Annotated in this window: 17 protein-coding genes; 9 read left to right on the top strand and 8 right to left on the bottom strand. The window is 60.2% G+C overall.

What is annotated here, in order from left to right; all coding sequences use genetic code 11:
• The first annotated feature begins 11 nt into the window (after positions 1-11).
• The 4 genes from TMS3_RS03230 (at position 12) to TMS3_RS03245 (ending at position 4,365) form a co-directional block, all read left to right on the top strand.
• Entirely contained in the window at positions 12-755 is a 744-nt protein-coding gene (locus tag TMS3_RS03230) for a metal ABC transporter ATP-binding protein (protein WP_025163812.1), read from the top strand.
• Positions 755-1,669: a metal ABC transporter permease gene (locus TMS3_RS03235; RefSeq protein ID WP_025163813.1), complete on the top strand. Its 915-nt coding sequence runs from the start codon at positions 755-757 to the stop codon at positions 1,667-1,669. Before TMS3_RS03230 ends, TMS3_RS03235 begins: the two co-directional genes overlap by 1 nt.
• Complete coding sequence (locus TMS3_RS03240; protein ID WP_025163814.1) at positions 1,666-2,577, top strand: metal ABC transporter solute-binding protein, Zn/Mn family; 912 nt, start codon at positions 1,666-1,668, stop codon at positions 2,575-2,577. The genes TMS3_RS03235 and TMS3_RS03240 overlap by 4 nt, the downstream gene beginning before the upstream one ends.
• Before the next feature lie 510 nt (positions 2,578-3,087).
• Entirely contained in the window at positions 3,088-4,365 is a 1,278-nt protein-coding gene (locus TMS3_RS03245) for an MFS transporter (protein ID WP_025163815.1), read from the top strand.
• Between the two features lie 358 nt (positions 4,366-4,723).
• On the opposite strand, the gene TMS3_RS03250 is transcribed toward TMS3_RS03245, so the two are convergent.
• Together TMS3_RS03250 and TMS3_RS25280 are read right to left on the bottom strand one after the other, a co-directional pair.
• Entirely contained in the window at positions 4,724-5,797 is a 1,074-nt protein-coding gene (locus tag TMS3_RS03250; RefSeq protein WP_025163816.1) for a YeiH family protein, read from the bottom strand.
• 4 nt (positions 5,798-5,801) lie between these two features.
• Complete coding sequence (locus TMS3_RS25280) at positions 5,802-5,951, bottom strand: hypothetical protein (RefSeq protein ID WP_160321019.1); 150 nt, start codon at positions 5,949-5,951, stop codon at positions 5,802-5,804.
• Between the two features lie 103 nt (positions 5,952-6,054).
• Here TMS3_RS25280 and TMS3_RS03255 point away from each other — a divergent pair, with 103 nt between their 5' ends.
• Positions 6,055-6,957 carry a LysR family transcriptional regulator gene (locus tag TMS3_RS03255; RefSeq protein ID WP_025163817.1) on the top strand — a complete coding sequence of 301 codons (903 nt, stop codon included), beginning with the start codon at positions 6,055-6,057 and terminating at the stop codon, positions 6,955-6,957.
• Positions 6,958-7,239: 282 nt separating this feature from the next.
• Here TMS3_RS03255 and TMS3_RS03260 read toward each other — a convergent pair whose 3' ends face one another.
• The 6 genes from TMS3_RS03260 to TMS3_RS03275 all read right to left on the bottom strand — a co-directional run bounded on the left by TMS3_RS03260 (position 7,240) and on the right by TMS3_RS03275 (position 14,074).
• Positions 7,240-8,349 (bottom strand): polyamine ABC transporter substrate-binding protein, encoded by a 1,110-nt coding sequence (locus TMS3_RS03260; protein ID WP_025163818.1) that lies wholly within the window; start codon positions 8,347-8,349, stop codon positions 7,240-7,242.
• A 130-nt stretch (positions 8,350-8,479) separates the two neighbouring features.
• The gene (locus TMS3_RS03265) at positions 8,480-9,508 is read right to left on the bottom strand and encodes a histone deacetylase family protein (protein WP_025163819.1); all 1,029 of its coding nucleotides are present in this window, start codon (positions 9,506-9,508) and stop codon (positions 8,480-8,482) included.
• 422 nt (positions 9,509-9,930) lie between these two features.
• Positions 9,931-10,923: an AraC family transcriptional regulator gene (locus TMS3_RS03270; protein ID WP_025163820.1), complete on the bottom strand. Its 993-nt coding sequence runs from the start codon at positions 10,921-10,923 to the stop codon at positions 9,931-9,933.
• A gap of 603 nt (positions 10,924-11,526) precedes the next feature.
• The gene (locus TMS3_RS24435; RefSeq protein ID WP_083491687.1) at positions 11,527-11,943 is read right to left on the bottom strand and encodes a GFA family protein; all 417 of its coding nucleotides are present in this window, start codon (positions 11,941-11,943) and stop codon (positions 11,527-11,529) included.
• Positions 11,944-12,569: 626 nt separating this feature from the next.
• Positions 12,570-13,076, bottom strand: a complete 507-nt coding sequence (locus tag TMS3_RS24440) for a DUF4823 domain-containing protein (protein WP_083491688.1) — start codon at positions 13,074-13,076, stop codon at positions 12,570-12,572.
• Between the two features lie 536 nt (positions 13,077-13,612).
• The gene (locus TMS3_RS03275; RefSeq protein WP_152985467.1) at positions 13,613-14,074 is read right to left on the bottom strand and encodes a hypothetical protein; all 462 of its coding nucleotides are present in this window, start codon (positions 14,072-14,074) and stop codon (positions 13,613-13,615) included.
• Positions 14,075-15,020: 946 nt separating this feature from the next.
• Between TMS3_RS03275 and purE the strand changes: the two genes are divergently transcribed.
• From purE to TMS3_RS03295, 4 genes are all read left to right on the top strand, one after another.
• Entirely contained in the window at positions 15,021-15,512 is a 492-nt protein-coding gene (gene purE / locus TMS3_RS03280) for a 5-(carboxyamino)imidazole ribonucleotide mutase (RefSeq protein ID WP_025163822.1), read from the top strand.
• A 103-nt stretch (positions 15,513-15,615) separates the two neighbouring features.
• On the top strand, positions 15,616-16,701 hold the full coding sequence (locus tag TMS3_RS03285) for a 5-(carboxyamino)imidazole ribonucleotide synthase (protein WP_025163823.1): 1,086 nt from the start codon (positions 15,616-15,618) through the stop codon (positions 16,699-16,701).
• A 134-nt stretch (positions 16,702-16,835) separates the two neighbouring features.
• Positions 16,836-17,081 (top strand): GlsB/YeaQ/YmgE family stress response membrane protein, encoded by a 246-nt coding sequence (locus tag TMS3_RS03290; RefSeq protein ID WP_025163824.1) that lies wholly within the window; start codon positions 16,836-16,838, stop codon positions 17,079-17,081.
• 210 nt (positions 17,082-17,291) lie between these two features.
• Positions 17,292-17,825: a DUF3299 domain-containing protein gene (locus TMS3_RS03295; RefSeq protein WP_025163825.1), complete on the top strand. Its 534-nt coding sequence runs from the start codon at positions 17,292-17,294 to the stop codon at positions 17,823-17,825.
• The last annotated feature ends 2 nt before the right edge of the window (positions 17,826-17,827 follow it).

Below are 17,827 nucleotides of genomic sequence, written 5' to 3' on the forward strand. Positions count from 1 at the left end.
AGGAAGCAGCTATGCAACAGGCCCTGCGGGTTGAAAATCTAAGCGTCTCCTACGCCGGTCACTATGCCGTCGAGGATGCCAGTGTGAGTATCGAGGCGGGGTTGCTGGTCGGCATCATCGGCCCCAACGGCGCGGGCAAGTCGACCCTGCTCAAGGCCATACTCGAGCTGATTCCCAGTGACCACGGCCGCGTCGAGATCTGCGGTCGGCCGCTGCAGCAGTCCCGTCGCACGGTCGCCTATGTGCCGCAGCGCAGCGAGATCGACTGGCAGTTTCCGATCAATGTGCTGGACACCGTGGTGCTCGGCACCTATCCCAACCTCGGCTGGTTCAACAAGCCCGGGCGGCATGAACGGCAGGCGGCGCTGGAATGCCTGCGCCGGGTTGGCATGCAGGACTTCGCCCAGCGTCAGATCGGCGAGCTGTCCGGCGGCCAGCAGCAGCGGGTGTTCCTCGCCAGGGCACTGGCCCAGAACGCCGATCTGTACCTGCTCGACGAGCCCTTCGTCGGCATCGACGCGCTGAGCGAGCGCGCCATCATCGGCATCCTCAAGTCCCTGCGCGACGCGGGCAAGACGGTACTGGTGGTGCATCACGACCTGAGCAAGGCCACCGAGTATTTCGACCGACTGATCCTGATCAACAAACGCATCCTCAACTACGGCGTTGCCGCCGAGGTCTGCACCGCGGGTGCCCTGACCAAGGCCTATCTGGGCGACTTGCCGTTCACCAATCAACTGGGAGTAGCCTGCTGATGACCTTCCTTCAAGCCGTTGTGGAATATGACTTCCTGCAGAAGGCCCTGCTGACCTCGGCCATGGTTGGCATCATCTGCGGGGTGATCGGCTGCTTCATCATCCTGCGCGGCATGGCACTGATGGGCGATGCGATCTCCCACGCAGTGCTGCCCGGCGTGGCCCTGTCGTACATGCTGGGGTTCAATCTGCTGATCGGTGCGGTGTTTTCCGGCCTGTTCACCGCCATCGCCATCGGCTACGTCAGCCAGCACAGTCGGATCAAACACGACGTGTCGATCGGCGTGATGTTCACCGCCGCGTTCGCCTTGGGCATCATCCTGATTACCCTGCAGAAGAGCAGCACCGACCTCTACCACATCCTCTTCGGCAACGTGCTGGCGGTGCGTCCAGAGGAAATGTGGATCACCCTGATCATCGGCACCCTGGTGCTGGCCTCGATCTACCTGTTCTACAAGGAGCTGTTGGTCAGCACCTTCGATGCCACCATGGCCGCCGCCTACGGCCTGCCGGTCAAGCTAATCCACTACTTCCTCATGACCCTGCTGACCCTGGTGACTGTGGCCTCGCTGCAGACGGTCGGCATCGTCCTGGTAGTAGCCATGCTGATCACCCCGGCGGCCACCGCCTACCTGCTGACCAACCGTCTATCCGTGATGATCTGCTGGGCCGCCGGCCTGGGCCTGGTCTCGGCCTTCAGCGGTATCTACCTGAGCTTCACCTACAACCTGGCCTCGGGCGCGACCATCGTCATGACCTCGACCCTGTTGTTCCTCACCGCCCTGCTTCTGTCGCCCAGCCAGGGCCTGATCTGGCGCGGCCTGCAGACCCGGCGTCGGCGCCATCAGGCGCCAAGCGCCGGCGCCGCCAACAACCCTGACAACGCCATGCTCAAGCACGAGGTGAGCCCATGATCAGAACCCTGCTACTCATCGCCCTCGGCCTGCTCGGGCCCTGGCTTGCGCCGGCCTGGGCCGCTAGCGGCGCCAAGCTCAAGGTGGTCACCACCTACTCGATCCTCTACGACATCGTGCGCAACGTTGGCGGCGAACGGGTGGAGATCCACAGCCTGGCGCCGGTGGGCTCCAACCCGCACGAGTACGATCCGCTGCCGCTGGACGTGCAGAAGACCAGCGATGCCGACCTGGTGTTCTACAACGGCCTCAACCTGGAAGCCGGCAATGCCTGGTTCGACAAGCTGCTGGGTACCGCCGGCAAGGCCGGCGCGGACGCTCCGGTGTTCCGCATCAGCGCCGGGGTCGCCCCGCAGCACCTGACCTCCAGCGGTCAGGCCGGTGCCGAAGACCCCCATGCCTGGCTCGATGCGCGCAACGGCATGCAGTATGCGCGCAACGCCCAGGCCGCCCTGAGTCGGATCGACCCGGATAACGCCGCGACCTACCAGGCCAACGCCGCGGCCTATATCGGCCAGTTGCAGAAGCTGCACAGCAAGGCCCTGGCGGACTTCGCGCAGATCCCGGCCGAGCGTCGCTACCTGGTCACCAGCGAGGGTGCGTTCAAGTACTTCTGCGCCGCCTACGGTTTCGAGGCCGGCTATATCTGGGAGATCAACGCGGAAAACCAGGGCACGCCGCAGCAGGTCATCGCTCTGCTCGGGCAGCTCAAGCAGCGCCGGGTGCCGGCCCTGTTCGTCGAGACCAGCGTCGATCCGCGCAGCATGCAGATGGTCGCGCGCGAGAGCGGCATCGCCATCGCTGGCACTCTGTTCACTGACTCCCTGGGCCTACCCGGCACGCCCGGTGACAGCTATATCGGAATGCTGGCGGCGAACGTCGAGACCATCCTGGCCAGCCTGCGTTAGCGCGTGCTGGTCGCGTGCCTCTGCAAACCCCTGCCCGAGTCAGGCCAGGGTTTTGCAGAGGCCATGTTGCTCATGGCTGCTTGGCCCTGTAACAGCCTAGCGATCAACCCCCCCCCACTCAGGCGGCCCACACATGCGTGGCGCACAAGGTACTGCCTGCGTTACAACATCGCGGGCTGCCGTCGCTTGTCGATCTGACCGACCTCCCCGTAGTTGCCAGGCTGTTCAGCATGCCGGAGCTTTTCTGAGAACTGACCCCCTTAGGCGGCGCGTGCGGGCAGTGCTCAAAACGTGAATTGCCCAACTGGCAAGCACCCCTTGCCGCTGTCCGGGGGCGTGGTGAGTCATTGCGCTGGGGGTAACGGCTGTATGTGTGGTCTTGTGGCGCCTGTTGGTATGTGCGAGTCGCACTGCGTGGTGACCATGGGGGGCTTAGGGCGACTCTAATTACACGTCAGGGTTGATTGTACAAAAGCGATTAAACCGTTCTGCATAGGGAGGGCCTCACACATGTACATCGCCGTCAAAGCCGCTTGGGCGCTCTTGATGAGTATGGGGCTGCTCATGCTCGGCAATGGCTTGCAGGGCTCGCTCATCGGTCTGCGCGCCACTCTGGAGGGCTTCTCCACCCAGCTCGCCGGGCTGCTCATGTCCGCCTACTTCGTTGGTTTTCTGCTGGGCTCGACCCTGACCCCGAAAATTGTATCCAAGGTCGGCCACGTGCGCGTGTTCGCCGCACTGGCTTCGCTGGCTTCGACCATGGTCTTGCTCCACTCGGTTTTCGTCGACCCGACGCTCTGGTTCATCATGCGAGTGATCACCGGCTTCTGCATGGCCGGCCTGTACATCGTTGCCGAGAGCTGGCTCAACGACCTCGCCACCAACCAGACGCGCGGCCAGCTGCTTTCGCTGTACATGGTCATCGTGATCGGCGGCATGGCCTGCGGTCAGTTGCTGCTCAACGTCGCCGATCCGGGCGGCTTCAAACTGTTCATTCTGATTTCGGTGCTGTTGTCCTTCGCACTGCTGCCGGTGCTGCTCAGCGATGCGCCGGCACCGAGCTTCGCCGCAGCGGCGCCGATGGGGCTGCGCCAGCTGTATCACAGCTCGCCGCTGGGGGTGGTCGGCTGCATGGCCGTCGGCTTGTCCAATGGTGCGGTGGTGGGGATGGGGGTGATTTACGCGGAGCTGATCGGCTTTGCGCTCTCCGACATCTCCATGTTCATGGGACTGGTTCTGCTGGGCAGCGTGGTACTGCAATGGCCGATCGGCCATCTGTCCGACAAGTATGATCGGCGCTGGGTGATTCTCGTGGTCACCCTGCTGGCCGCGTTAGTGGCGCTGCTGGCGATACCTGCATCGCAGCTATCGGCCAATACTCTACTGGCCACGGCATTCCTGTTCGGCGGCCTGTCTTTTCCCATGTATTCGCTGTGCGTGTCGCATACCAACGACAACCTCGAGCCTAAACAAATGGTTGCGGCCAGTGGCAGCCTGGTGCTGGCGGTGGGCATCGGCGCAACCCTGGGGCCTTCGACTGCCGCTGCCATCATGGGCCTGGTGGGGCCTAACGGTCTGTTCTGGTTTCTTGCCGTGGTGCATGCCGGCGTCGGTGTGTTCGCCCTGTATCGCATGACCCAGCGTCGCGGGGTGCCACTGGATGAACAAGGCCATTGCGTTGCCATTCCAGCTACGGCGTCCCAGGTGGCGATGGCCATGGTCCAGGAAACGGCGGTGGGCGATACGGATCGTGCGGTCGAAAGCCAGGTCGAGGCAAAGATCAGCTGAGTAGGCTGGCGCCTTCAACCATCGCGTGCCCGGTTCCGGTAGCGCTCACTGCAGCCGCTGTTTTCCTGCGCGTCCGCTGGCGTGTGCGCAATTGCCAAGCGTCGCCGCATGAGTTGCAACGTGCCGGGTCGCTAGGGTCGCTCGTTGGCCCGCGGCATCTTGCGCTTGGACTGCGCCAGGGTAGTGAAAGCATGGCCAGGATCTAGTTGCGTGTGCCCGCACCTTCGTAGGCTGGTGACGCCGAAGGCTCGCCCTGTTCAGCCAGGCAATGCGCGCCTTGTAGCCCGGATGCAATCCGGGGAACGGTTGTGCGGCAGTCTGCCGATCAGGCGGGTGCACGTCACCTCGGGCGTTTGCTTCAGCCCAGCCACTTCACCGCGAACAGAATCAGTGTGGCGAGAAACAGGGTTTCACTGATCAGCAGGGTAGCCGGACGCCAGCCGACTTCCAGCAGCGACTTCAGCGAAGTCTTCATCCCCAGCGCGGCAATCGCGGTGATCAGGCACCAGCGCGACACATCGCCGGCAAATTCCTGTACCTGGGTCGAGGCTACTCCACTGCTGTTAATGGCGACGAACAACACGAAAAAGATGATGAACAGAGGCAACGGCAACGCCGGGCGCAGACCATCTGCCGCGCCACGTTTGCGCATCAGCAACGACAGGCTGAAGACGATCGGCACCAGCATCGCCACGCGCAGCAGTTTGACCACGGTCGCGGTATCGCCGGTTGCATCCGACATGCTGTAGCCGGCGCCGACCACCTGGGCCACATCGTGAATGGTCGCGCCGAGGAATACCCCGGCTTGCTGGGCATCCAGGCCGAACCATTGGGCGATCGGCGGGTAGGCGATCATCGCGATGGTGCTCAGCGCAGTCACGCTGATCACGGTGAAGATGGTGTTGCGCTCACTGTCCTTGTTCTGCGGCAGTACCGCGGAAATCGCCAGCGCCGCCGAGGCGCCACAGATGCCCACGCTGCCGCCGCTGAGAATGCCGAAGTCGCGTGACTGGCCGAGCAGCCGCGAGAGGAGGATGCCGAAACTGATGGTCAGGAACACCGCCCCGATCACCACCGCCATTAGCGTGCCGCCCAGCGAGAGGATCTGCTCCACGGTGATGCGCATGCCCAGCAGGGCCACGCCGATACGCAGGATGGTGCTGGAAGTGAAACGAATACCGGCCACCGCACGCCCCTCCTCGGAAAGGAAACCCAATGCCATGCCCAGCAACAGGGCCATCAGCATCACCGGCGCACCGTAATGTTCGGAGAGGAAGGACGCGCTGGCGGCGACTACCAGCGAGGCGATGATCCCTGGCAGCAACAGGTTGAGCTTCTGTTTGCGGCATGCCAGCCAGGACGCCGACGGTTGCGCTTCGTCCAGCGACTGGTTGGGCACGGGGGGGATGGTGTGATGCTGTTTGATTGTCATGTGCTCACCTACGTCCTGTGGTGATGACATGACTGGTTTTCGAGGCGAGCAGGCCGTTGTGCTGAAACCAGGCCGTGCGGCTCAGGCTCACCGCCAGCGCCTGCAATGGGCTGGCACAGGGGGTGTTCTGGCGAATGAGTTTCAACAAAGGCATGGCAGCGGTTTCCTTGGTAGTCGCAAGTAAACCTAAGCGCCTTGTGCTTAACTTAAAAACTGATTATATGCATATAACCTACCTGTATAAGTGGTTGATGCCAGTGCGGATAAGCCTGAGGCAATTACAGATCTTCTGCGCCGTTGCGCAGACGGGCAGCACCTCGGCGGCGGCCGAGTCGATCGCCTTGTCGCAGTCCGCCACCAGTGCCTCGCTGAATGAGCTCGAGGTGCTGCTAGCCACCAAACTGTTCGACCGCGTCGGCCGGCGCTTGCTGCTCAACGACAGCGGCAAGCTGCTGCTGCCCAAGGCACAGCAACTGCTCGATGGCGCCTGCCAGATCGAGGAGCATTTTCGCGGTGGGGTCGGCGCGCTGAAGAGCACGCTGCGGGTGGGGGCCAGCAGCACCATCGGCAATTATGTGCTGCCGCATTACCTGGCGGAATTTCGGCGTATATGCCCGGAAATCCAGGTGAACGTGGCGATTTCCAATAGCGCCGCGGTGGCGGCCATGGTGGCCAACTTCGAGGTCGACATCGGCCTGATCGAAGGGCCTTGCCATGAGGCCGGGTTGACCGTGAGCCCCTGGTTGAGTGATCAGTTGCTGGTGTTCGCAGCTCCCGGACACCCGCTGGCCAAGCGCAAGGGCGTGAGCCTCGAACAGTTGCAGCAGGCGGAATGGTTGTTGCGTGAGCAGGGCTCCGGGACCCGCGAGGAAGTCGAGCATGCCTTGCTGCCGCACCTGCATGCCCTGAATCTGCAGACAGAGCTGGGCAGCTCGGAGGCCATCAAGCGCTCGGTGGCCGCCGGCCTCGGCATCAGCTGCCTGTCGCGCTGGGTGCTGGCTGATTGGCTCGACAACGGCCAGTTACAGGCGCTCGATAGCCTGTTGCCGCCACTGTCGCGGCGCTTCTACATGCTGCGCCATCGCGACAAGTTCGTCTCCACCGCCCTGGAGCGCTTCTGGCAGCACTGCGCCGCCAAGGGAAGTGGGGATTCTCGTTAGCGGGGTTAGGTTATTTCGCGGCCAAGGCCGCTCCCACAGGTCTCTGATTCCGGTGGGAGCGGCCTTGGCCGCGCAGCGTTGTGCTGGTAAATCAGGGCTGCTAATAACCCTTCCCCCGGCAGAGCCGCTGCGCGCAGGGACGTCATCAGGGTTGTAGGAGCCAGCTTGCTGGCGATCCGCCAACAGGCCGCCAAGATCGCCAGCAAGCTGGCTCCTACACAATGTTGCCCCGAACTATTTCGCCGGCATCAATAATTCCGAGGCAGCCCCCTGGAGCGGTACTCAGGTGCCCGACTTGATCCGGGTCCAGGCGCGGGTGCGGATGCGTTCGGTCTTCAGCGGCAGCGGCTTGAGCACATACAGGGTCTTCTGCGCCTCGGCCGTCGGAGTCAGATCGGAGTTGTCGCGGATCTCCGCGCTGACCAGTGGCATGGCGTCCTTGTTCGGGCTCGGGTAGCCGAGGAAGGTGCTGATGGGCGCGACCACGCTCGGGTCGAGCAGGTTATTGAGGAACTCGTGGGCCTCGTCGACGTTCTGCGCGCTGGCCGGGATGGCGAAGGAGTCGAACCACAGCGGTGCGCCTTCCTTGGGCAGGCGCCAGTCGACCACCACGCCGTTGCCGGCTTCTTTGGCACGGTTGGCGAACTGGTAGAAGCTGCCCGAATAGCCGATGGCCACGCAGATGTTGCCGTTGGCGATGTCGTTCATGTACTTGGCCGAGTGGAAGTAGCGCACGTGCGGACGGATCTTCAGCAGCAGCTCAGTGGCCTTGTCGTAGTCCTCGCGCTTGCTGCTGCTCGGGTCCAGGCCCAGGTAATGCAGGGCGATCGGCAGGATCTCGCCCGGCGAGTCGAGCATGGTCACCCCGCACTTCGCCAGCTTGGCGGCGTTCTCTTCCTTGAAGATCAGGTCCCAGCTGTTCACCGGGGCGTCCTCGCCGAGCGCGGCCTTGACCTTTTCCGGGTTGAAGCCGATCAGCACGGTGCCGTACATGTAGGGCACCGCATGCTCGTTGCCGGGGTCGTTGGCGGTCATCAGCTCCAGCAGTGCCGGATCGAGGTGCTTCCAGTTCGGTAGCTGGGACTTGTCCAGCTTCTGGAACACCCCGGCCCTGATCTCTGTGTCGAGAAAGGTGTTGGTCGGCACCACCAGGTCGTAGCCCGAGTTGCCGGTGAGCAGCTTGGCTTCCAGCGCCTCGTTGGTGTCGAACACATCCCAGGTCAGCTGAATGCCGCTTTTCTCTTGGAACTCCTTGGGCACCGAAGGCAGCATGTAGTCGGCCCAGTTGAATACGCGCAACTCGCGCTGTTTTTCCGTGGCTTGCGCTTGGGCCGCGCCGCACAGTGCGGTGGCGACCAGGGTCGCGCCGAATAGCTGGGTGATTCTGTTCATCGAGGTCACTCCATTCTTGTTGTAATGCTGTCGCCGCGCTTGGGCGCGCCGGGTTGGCGTAGGGGGATGGCGCTCTTTTCAGCCACCAGGCTGGCCCCGGTGGACGAAACGAGCGCCGTCCATCCCGGGATCAGTTCGCTTCGAAACCTTCCAGCACGTTCACCGCATTGATGCCGATCTCCTCCACCGCGTAGCCGCCCTCCATGACGAACAGGGTCGGCAGGCCGAGGGCGGCGATGCGCTGGCCCATGCGCAGGTAGTCCGGGCTGTCGAGCTTGAACTGGGAGATCGGGTCGTCCTTGAAGGTGTCCACGCCGAGCGAGACGATCAGCACTTCTGCGCCGTACTCGGCGATGCGTTGGCAGGCCTGCTCCAGCGCTGCGCCCCATTCCTGCCAGGCGCTGCCGGCCGGCAGTGGGTAGTTGTGGTTGCAGCCTTCGCCGGCCCCTGCGCCAGTTTCATCGGCATAGCCGAGGAAGAACGGAAACTCCGCCACCGGGTCGCCGTGAATCGAGGCGAACAGCACGTCGCTGCGCTCGTAGAAGATCGACTGGGTGCCGTTGCCGTGGTGGTAGTCGACGTCGAGGATCGCCACCTTGGCCCGACCCTGATCGAGGAAGGCCTGGGCGGCAATGGCCGCATTGTTCAGGTAGCAGTAGCCGCCCATTACATCGGCGGCCGCGTGGTGGCCCGGCGGGCGGCACAGGGCGAAGGCGCTGTGGGCGCCGGCGGCGATTTCCGCCTGGGCGCTGAGCGCCACTTGCGCGGCGCTATAGGCCGCCTGCCAGGTGCCGGCGGTAATCGGCGCGCCGGCGTCGAAGCTGTAGTAGCCGAGCTGGCCGTGCAGGCTTTCCGGCAATTGCTGGCGCAGTGTGCGCGCCGGCCAGGTGTAGGGCAGCAGGTCGCCCTGACCGGCCTGCTCCTGCCAGCGCGCCCAGGCGCCCTCGAAGAACTCCAGATAGGCCGCACTGTGGATGCGTAGCAGTGGCGCACGGCCGAAATCCTTGGGCGCGCGCACTTCGCCGAGCTGACGATCCTTGACCCGCGCCAGGATATGGTCGGCGCGTTGCGGCTTCTCGAAACAGGGCACCAGTTGCCCGTTCATCAGCTCGCAGCTGCCATGGTGCAGGTGATGGTCGTCGCTGTAATAGGTCAGCATGTGCGGGTGTCTCCCAGGCGCTTTTGTTGTGGTGGCCAGTGCCATGGCGGCCAGTGCCGTGGTGGCCACTGCCATGGCGATCAATGCCGTGGTGGCCGGTGCTGTGAGAGCCATTGTTCGCCGGGTCGGCCGACTGGGGAACGCTGGTAACGGCCAATAGGGGATCGAAGTGGCCAAATGTACTGGCCGCTGTAAGCCTTGTGCATGCAGCAGGCGGTTACGGCAGCAGTAGGTGCACGCAAGAGGGGCTGTTGGGTATCGCTGCGCTCAACCCAACCTACGCGCAAAAGAGACTCGGCGTGACCCTGCTCCAGGTCGTAGGGTGGGTTAGCCGCGCAGCGGCGTAACCCACCATGGATGCCAAAAGAAGCGGTGGGTTACGCCTACGGCTAACCAACCCTACGTGCTGCGCTCAACCCAACCTACGCACGAAAGCGGCTTGGTGCGACCCCGCTCCAGCGCTGGAAGGCATGGCGGAAGCTGGCGCTCTCACTGAAGCCCAGCTCCTCGGCGATCCGGCAGATCGGCCAGTCCTCCTGGCCGAGCAGGGTCTTCGCGCGTTCGAAGCGCAGCTCGTCGAGCAGCTCCTGATAATGGGTGCCGAGTTCCTGCAGGTGGCGGCGCAGGGTGCGTGGCGAGCAGTGCATCTGCTGCGCCAGCGCCTCCAGCCCCGGTGGTTCGGCCAGGTGGCTGGTCAGTGCCTCGCGCACGCGCTGTAGCCAGGCCTGGCGGGTGGTGAACTCGACATTCAGCTTGCGGCAGCGGGCGAGCATCTCCTGATGGGTGACCGGGTCGGCCAGCGGCAGGCGCCGTTGCAGCCACTCGGCGGGAAAGGCGAAGGCATTGCGCACGGCGTCGAACTGCAACGGGCAGGCGAAGCTGGCCGTGTAGCGCTTGGCATAGGCCGGCCGGGCGTGGCTGAACTGCGCCGCGACCAGCGGCACGGGCTGGCCGAGCAGGTCATCGCAGATCAGCTTCAGCGAGGCCAGGCACATTTCCACATTGAACTGCTCCAGCGCCGACGCATGCCGGTACTCGGCTGCACTGACCCAGGCCAGCTCGCCCTCGACCTGCAGATCCAGTTTGAAATAGGTGCCGAGCAGGGCCGGGTACTGCAACAGCAACTGCCAGGCGTCACCAAAGGTGGCACTCGACAGCGCGGCGTAACCGAGCAAGCCGTAGGCGGACACGTGCATGCGCCGGCCCAGCTCCAGGCCGAGGTCGGCGCGCAGGGCCAGAGCATTGGCGCACACCTGCAATTCCTGGGTGCGGGTGATGCGCTGCTCGCCGCTGGCCAGGTCGCTGGCCTGAATGCCGCTGCCGGCGAGCAAGACCTCGCTCGACTCGGGCCGCTCGGCGAACAGCTCGAGAATCATCGAGACGACATGCAGGGTGGTCAGGTGAGCATGCAACATCGACGGCATCCGCTACTTCGGGTGGTTGGAAGCAGCAAGAAGCATACCGTGAGGCTGGCCGGATTGGTTTTGGCTGGTTTATCTGCCGCGCACTGGGAAAATCGACTGTGGTTGAGGGCTGTTGTCGAAACAGGGGATCGGTCTGCGCCTGACACTTGGGTCAGGCTATCGCCCGGCAGATAACGTGCCGACTCGATCATGGGCTGTGCGCAGGAGTTGATGCCTAGACTGGGGCCCCTCAGGAGGCCGAGCGCAATCGGCGTGTAAGGGGTTGAGCGGCATGGATGCAAGAGGTAGAGCGGCGCAGGATGCCAAAGCCGAGAGCTGCGATGGGCCAGGGATGGCCCTTCGCAGCGTGCTCCTGGAACGACGATGGAGCGAGGGAACCCTGGCGCAGCCAGGGCCGGATTTGGGGTGTGCTTTCTTTTTGGTTACTTCTTCTTTGCACCGGACGCCGATGCGGGGCAAAGAAGAAGTAACTCGTCCGAGGGGCGAAACCCGAACATGCAGCCAGCGCGGAAAACGGCGAGCAGAGTGTTGCCCACCCTACAGAAGTCGGGACGGTACTTGGGTATCCAGGCTACTCGCTAGTTGTATGTTTGGTTACATTTCATCTGAGAAGTAAGCCATTATTTCAGCTGTTGTCATTTCTTTGGTTTCGTTGGAAAAGCAGTAATAACTAGGTCTTGCATCACTAAAATACTGCATGTCCATCTCCAGGCCTTTCAAGTTTGGAAACAGGCCTACTGGCATATTATATTCGCCACTAGCGTTGAACTTATAAAACAGATGAGTTCCACATTCAGTACAAAAACCACGCGATGCCCAAGATGATGAATTGAACATCTTTACTTTATCACTACCTTCAATTTTCACTTTAGTGCCACATTTCACAGCAAAAAATGGAGCGCCTCCCCAGCTTCTACAGGACTGGCAATGGCACACTGTGAATTTGGGGTTGACGTCTTCTGCGATAATCTTAACTGCACCACAAAGGCAGTTTGTTTCTGAATGAGGCATGTAAATAACTCCTGAATTGATGAGGCACATAACGACGCTGTAGAAAACCCCAAAACCACTCCCGCTATCAAGGCTCGCAGCGCTTTTTTCGAGAATACGTGAGTGATTGGTCATTCACGGGCTTTGATGGGGCGCGTGTAACAAAGAGGGGTCGGATTCATTTAATTCAGTATCAATCAAAAATAAATCACTCCGACCCCTTTGTTTCTTTAGCCCGTCCCGAGTGAGCGAAGCGAACGGCTGAACCATTAGTTATGTTTCATTGATTGGCACGAGCTTAAGGGCGATACGATCTATTACATAGATAAAGCTTAGCGCAAGTGCGAGTGCCGCATACCAATGTAGAGTGTAGCCAAAATTTGACGCTACTAGTTTTGCCCCATATGTCAAAACAGCTGCAATTAGAAAAACTACTAAAGGATAAGCTTTGGGCGGTGTGGAAATTTTGCTGCACGCCTTGCAGATGTATTTACTGGAAAAGTTCCAGGGCATCTTGTGTGGGATTTTACTACTGCAATTTGGGCAATTCATATGCGTCCTGCAATGGAATATAATGATTAAGCTAAGGGGCTGGCTTTAGCCAGTCCCAGTGATCGAAGCGAACGATTTGAGCGCATGGTTAGAAATTAGTACAGCGAATCAATATATGAGTTCATTGGCTCATGCAGTAGATCTTGCGGGTGGTCTCCGCCAAAAGTAGCCCACTTACTTTTACCAGAAAATATTGTTGATGCTGCGGTTTCAAAGGTTTTACCGTCGTAAATTGTAACTTTTATTTCTATTCTGTCAGGTAAACCAGACCACTCTGTAGCCCTCTCTTCCCAATGGAGAATTTCTGGTACTACATAGTAGCCAAAGGCCCCATTATTTTTTAGGCAACCGATGTCGCTGCAAGATTGCGATACAGTAATGTTGTTTGAGTATCGTGCAAATGCTGCGCGTGTTGCGGCGGCAGTCATTTCACCTGACGCTTGGTAGGTGTCATTGCTGTAACGACCATTCGTGGGTGTTGCGATAATTAAAGATTTTCCGCTTTGTAATTTGGCGCTAGGAGCTGATATATCGTTGTGCATGTATTTTGCTGAGCAACCTGAGATTAGCGCTAACGCAAATAAGGCTGAAATTTTACGCATGAATACCTCTAAGTTCTAACGTTTGGTTAAGGGACGGGCTTTAGCCCGTCCCAGTGAGCGAAGCGAGCGATTTGAACCACTAGTTAGGGCTTGTTGCTAAAGTGATGTTTTATTGCATGATGTGTTTTTATTAAAGTAATAATGCAGAAAGCGCAAAAAGCGATATAAAGAAATGAGAAGACTGCAAATTGTACTGGCTGGTTTTCGATTGAGAAAACCTGGGTAGTGCTAGCGCTTATTGGTTTAAACGAAATAGTGCCGGCTATTATTTGGCTTAATGCGTATTGGATTGCTGATGCGGAAAACATTGCTGCAATAATTAGAGGTGCATAGCTTCTATAGTAGCCTTTTGGTCGGCTTGGGATTTTGATTGTAGTAAGCTTTATAATGGCAAAGACTAGTAGAATAGGCACTAATAATACTGCGACTGAAACGATGATGAACACTATTGCGCTTTGCATGATGACCCTGGCGTTTGGTTAAGGGGCGGGCTTTAGCCCGTCCCAGTGAGCGCAGCGAACGGTTTGAACCATTTGTTAGCGGTGATACCACGTGGAATTTTTGGTTTTTCCTGCCGGCGTATATTTTTCAAGAAGCTCAGCCATTCCTGCTAAATTTTCATATCCTTCGAAGCGTAGGTTGTTGAAAGATTTAGTGGTTAGCAACAGCGATTTAATATTGCCTTTAATGCACTGAATTCTAAGGTGTTCTATGTCCGATAGCGGCATGCTCACAACAGCGCCCTTGTGCGATACGTTGATTTTATCTTGAGCTTCAAGAATTTCTACTTCTGGGTATGAAGTGTCATGATTCTTGATGCTTCGATACGCATGAGGTAAATATTTAGCAAGAAGGAATATACCAATCGCTGCGATTATCTTGTTGGATAATTCGCTGCTATTAACGAACATGAATACAAAGCCTGCTATTAAAGCGACGACAAAGGTTGCGGCGAATATAGTTTTCCGTTTTCCTTGGCGCTTGTATTTTTCAGACACTATAAATTTCATTATTTACCGCTAACGTTTGGTTAAGGGGCGGGCTTTAGCCCGTCCCAGTGAGCGAAGCGAACGATTTGAATGCTGTNNGTAGGGGGAGTCCATATACCACTTGTTAGGCTGTTGGGTTAGTAGCTCTGAAAAAAGACAACATAGCTTCAAGGAAAGCACGAGCTTCAGCGCCATTGATGAAATTATGTGAATGGGTCTCTGCATTCCAAAAGAGAAGAATATTTTCATCTGATCTTTCAAGTAGCTCGGATAGCTGAGTCTGGATGCGTGACATGGCTTCTTTGTCATGGCCGGTGAAAATATCTGACCAGATTTCCTCATCCGTACCGAAATCCAGATATGCATCTTGGTGATACTAGGACCCGATAGCATTTTTGAGAGTCGCGAACTCTCCAAGATGTGCGAGGTAATTGGGTTCTTTGTTCATAATGCCTAACTAGTAATTATCCGACATACCTATATATGGAAACAATATCCATATCTAAACCCCTGTGCCCAGGTCTGGATATCCATGGTCATATGTAGCCATCACTCCCCCTCGCAATCGCCAAACCCAAGGCACGACAAAACCTGCCCATATCTCAGGCATAGAGGCATAGAGGCATCGATTGAGAGGGTTAGCGAAGGCACATCCAGATATCCATATCCTGCCTGAACGGCGTGGTCGTAGTGGCAGTTTGCTCCAGTACAGCCGTCTAGCTCAAGGGTGCAGGCGCTCACTGCCTGTATATAGAGGGGAAAGCCCGCGACCCCGGCGCCAGAGCTGGCGGACGGACGGTCATGCAGGGGGGGCGCTCTTTGTGTCGTTACGCTATACTGCGCCGCCTTAAAACCCGCCTGCTCGCGGGTTTGACCCGATCATGACAAGCCACGCACTTTGCGTGGCTTGTTGGTTTTTGACGCGCCGTGAGGCGCCCGATGAAGAGGCACGACGATGAGCGCACTGGTTGGCGTGATCATGGGCTCCAAGTCCGATTGGTCCACCCTTAGCCACACCGCCGAGATGCTGGACAAGCTGGGCATTCCCTATGAGGTCAAAGTGGTGTCTGCCCACCGCACTCCGGACTTGCTGTTCCAGTACGCCGATGAGGCCGAGGCGCGTGGCATTCAGGTGATCATCGCCGGTGCCGGTGGCGCCGCGCACCTGCCGGGCATGTGTGCGGCCAAGACCCACCTGCCGGTGCTCGGTGTGCCGGTGCAGTCGGCGATGCTCTCGGGCGTCGATTCGCTGCTGTCGATCGTGCAGATGCCGGCTGGCATCCCGGTCGCCACCCTGGCCATCGGCAAGGCCGGTGCGGTCAATGCGGCGTTGCTGGCGGCGAGCATCCTCGGTCACCAGCACCCGCAGTTCCACGCGGCGCTCAAGCAGTTCCGCCAGGAGCAGACCGAGACCGTGCTGGATAACCCGGACCCGCGTCAGGCCTGATGGCCGCTCAGGGCTTGGCCTGGTAAGAGTATCGCGGGCGAGCCCGCTCCCACAGGTTCTGTGCAGGGCCGCAGGCGCTTGCGGCAGTTGATGAGGTAGCAGCATGAAGATTGGTGTAATCGGTGGCGGCCAGTTGGGTCGCATGTTGGCTCTGGCGGGGACCCCGCTGGGGATGAACTTCGCCTTCCTCGACCCGGCGCCGGACGCCTGCGCCCAGGCCCTCGGCGAGCATATCCGCGCCGACTACGGCGATCAGGATCACCTGCGTCAGTTGGCCGATGAGGTCGATCTGGTGACCTTCGAGTTCGAGAGCGTACCGGCCGAGACCGTGGCCTTCCTCTCGCAGTTCGTGCCGGTCTACCCCTGCGCCGAATCGCTGCGCATCGCCCGCGACCGCTGGTTCGAGAAGTCGATGTTCAAGGAACTGAGCATCCCGACCCCGGCGTTCGCCGACATCCAGTCGCAAGCCGACCTCGATGCCGCAGCCGCCAGCATCGGCCTGCCGGCGGTGTTGAAGACCCGCACCCTGGGCTACGACGGCAAGGGCCAGAAGGTTCTGCGTGCTGCCTCCGACGTGGTTGATGCCTTCGCCGAACTGGGCAGCGTGCCCTGCCTGCTCGAGGGCTTCGTGCCGTTCAGCGGCGAAGTGTCGTTGGTCGCCGTGCGTGGCCGCGATGGCGAGACGCGCTTCTACCCGCTGGTGCACAACACCCACGACAGCGGCATCCTCAGCCTGTCCGTGGCCAGCAGCGACCACCCGCTGCAAGCGCTGGCCGAGGACTACGCCAGCCGTGTGCTGAACAAGCTCAACTACGTCGGCGTGCTGGCGTTCGAGTTCTTCGAAGTCGACGGCGGTCTCAAGGCCAACGAGATCGCTCCGCGCGTGCACAACTCCGGGCACTGGACCATCGAAGGCGCCGAGTGCAGCCAGTTCGAGAACCACCTGCGCGCCGTCGCCGGCCTGCCACTGGGCTCGACCGCCAAGGTCGGCGAGAGTGCCATGCTCAACTTCATCGGCGAAGTGCCGGATGTGCGCAAAGTAATGGCGATTGACGACTGTCACCTGCACCACTACGGCAAGGCCTTCAAGGTCGGGCGCAAGGTCGGCCACGCCACTCTGCGCTGCGCCGACCGCGCCACCCTGGATGCGAAGATTGCCGCCGTCCAGGCACTGATCGCGCAGGCCTGAGCCTGCTGTGGCGCCGTCCTCGGACGGCGCCATGCGTCGGCCATTGAACCTCTACAGTTGCATCCCGTCTGATGGCTTAACGCCAGACTTGAAGCAGAAGCCTGGCGCCCCTCAATCCATTCGGAGCGCATGCCATGGGCATTATCGGCACTATCTTCATCGGCCTGATCGTTGGCCTGATCGCACGTTTTCTCAAGCCGGGCAACGACAGCATGGGCTGGATCATGACCATTCTGCTGGGCATCGGCGGCGCTATCGCCGCGACCTACGGCGGTCAGGCGCTGGGCATCTACCAGGCGGGACAGTCCGCTGGTTTTATCGGCGCGGTGGTTGGCGCCATCGTCCTGCTGATCCTCTACGGCGCGATCAAGAAGAGCTGAGAAGTGGCGAAAGAATGCTCGCCTGCTCCAGCAATGCCGTTCACCTGGGTCAAGTGGACAGCCTTTTAGTAGCCCGGATGTAATCCGGGGAAGTCCGGCGCCTGAAAGACCGCTCCCGGATTGCATCCGGGCTACGCATCGGGCGCGACGGCGATTGATATTTACCCAAGCTCTGGACCCTTAGCGTCCCGATCACCGACGAGTACAGCTATGCGCTATCTGCTGTTGTCCCTCCTGCTGCTGACTAGCCTGGCGCGCGCCGAGCTGGCGGAAACCGACTGGCTCGAGCTGATGCCCGAAGCCGACCGCCAGGCGCTGGAGGCGATGCCGGAGATCAGCCACGACAGCCCCGAGCAGGACGGCGCCTTCTACAACCCGGACGGGCTTCGGCAGCAGGACAAGAGTTTGCCGGCGGTGATGTATTCGGCCAAGACCGTGGCCGCGCTCGATGGCAAGGCGATTCGCCTGGGCGGTTACCCGGTGCCGCTGGAAACCGACGCCCAGGGCCGCAGCACTCTGTTCTTCCTGGTACCTTACCCCGGCGCCTGCATCCACGTGCCGCCACCGCCGCCTAACCAGTTGGTGCTGGTACGTTACCCGCAGGGCATCGCGCTGGAGGATATCTACGCGCCGCTGTGGGTCAGCGGCACCCTGCAGGTGGAGCAGGTCAGCAACGAGCTGGCGGATGCCGCCTATGCGCTGCAGGCGGGTGAGGTGAGATTGGTAGAGGAGGCCGACCTGTAAGA

Source organism: Pseudomonas taeanensis MS-3, from assembly GCF_000498575.2.
GTDB classification, from domain to species: Bacteria; Pseudomonadota; Gammaproteobacteria; order Pseudomonadales; family Pseudomonadaceae; genus Aquipseudomonas; species Aquipseudomonas taeanensis.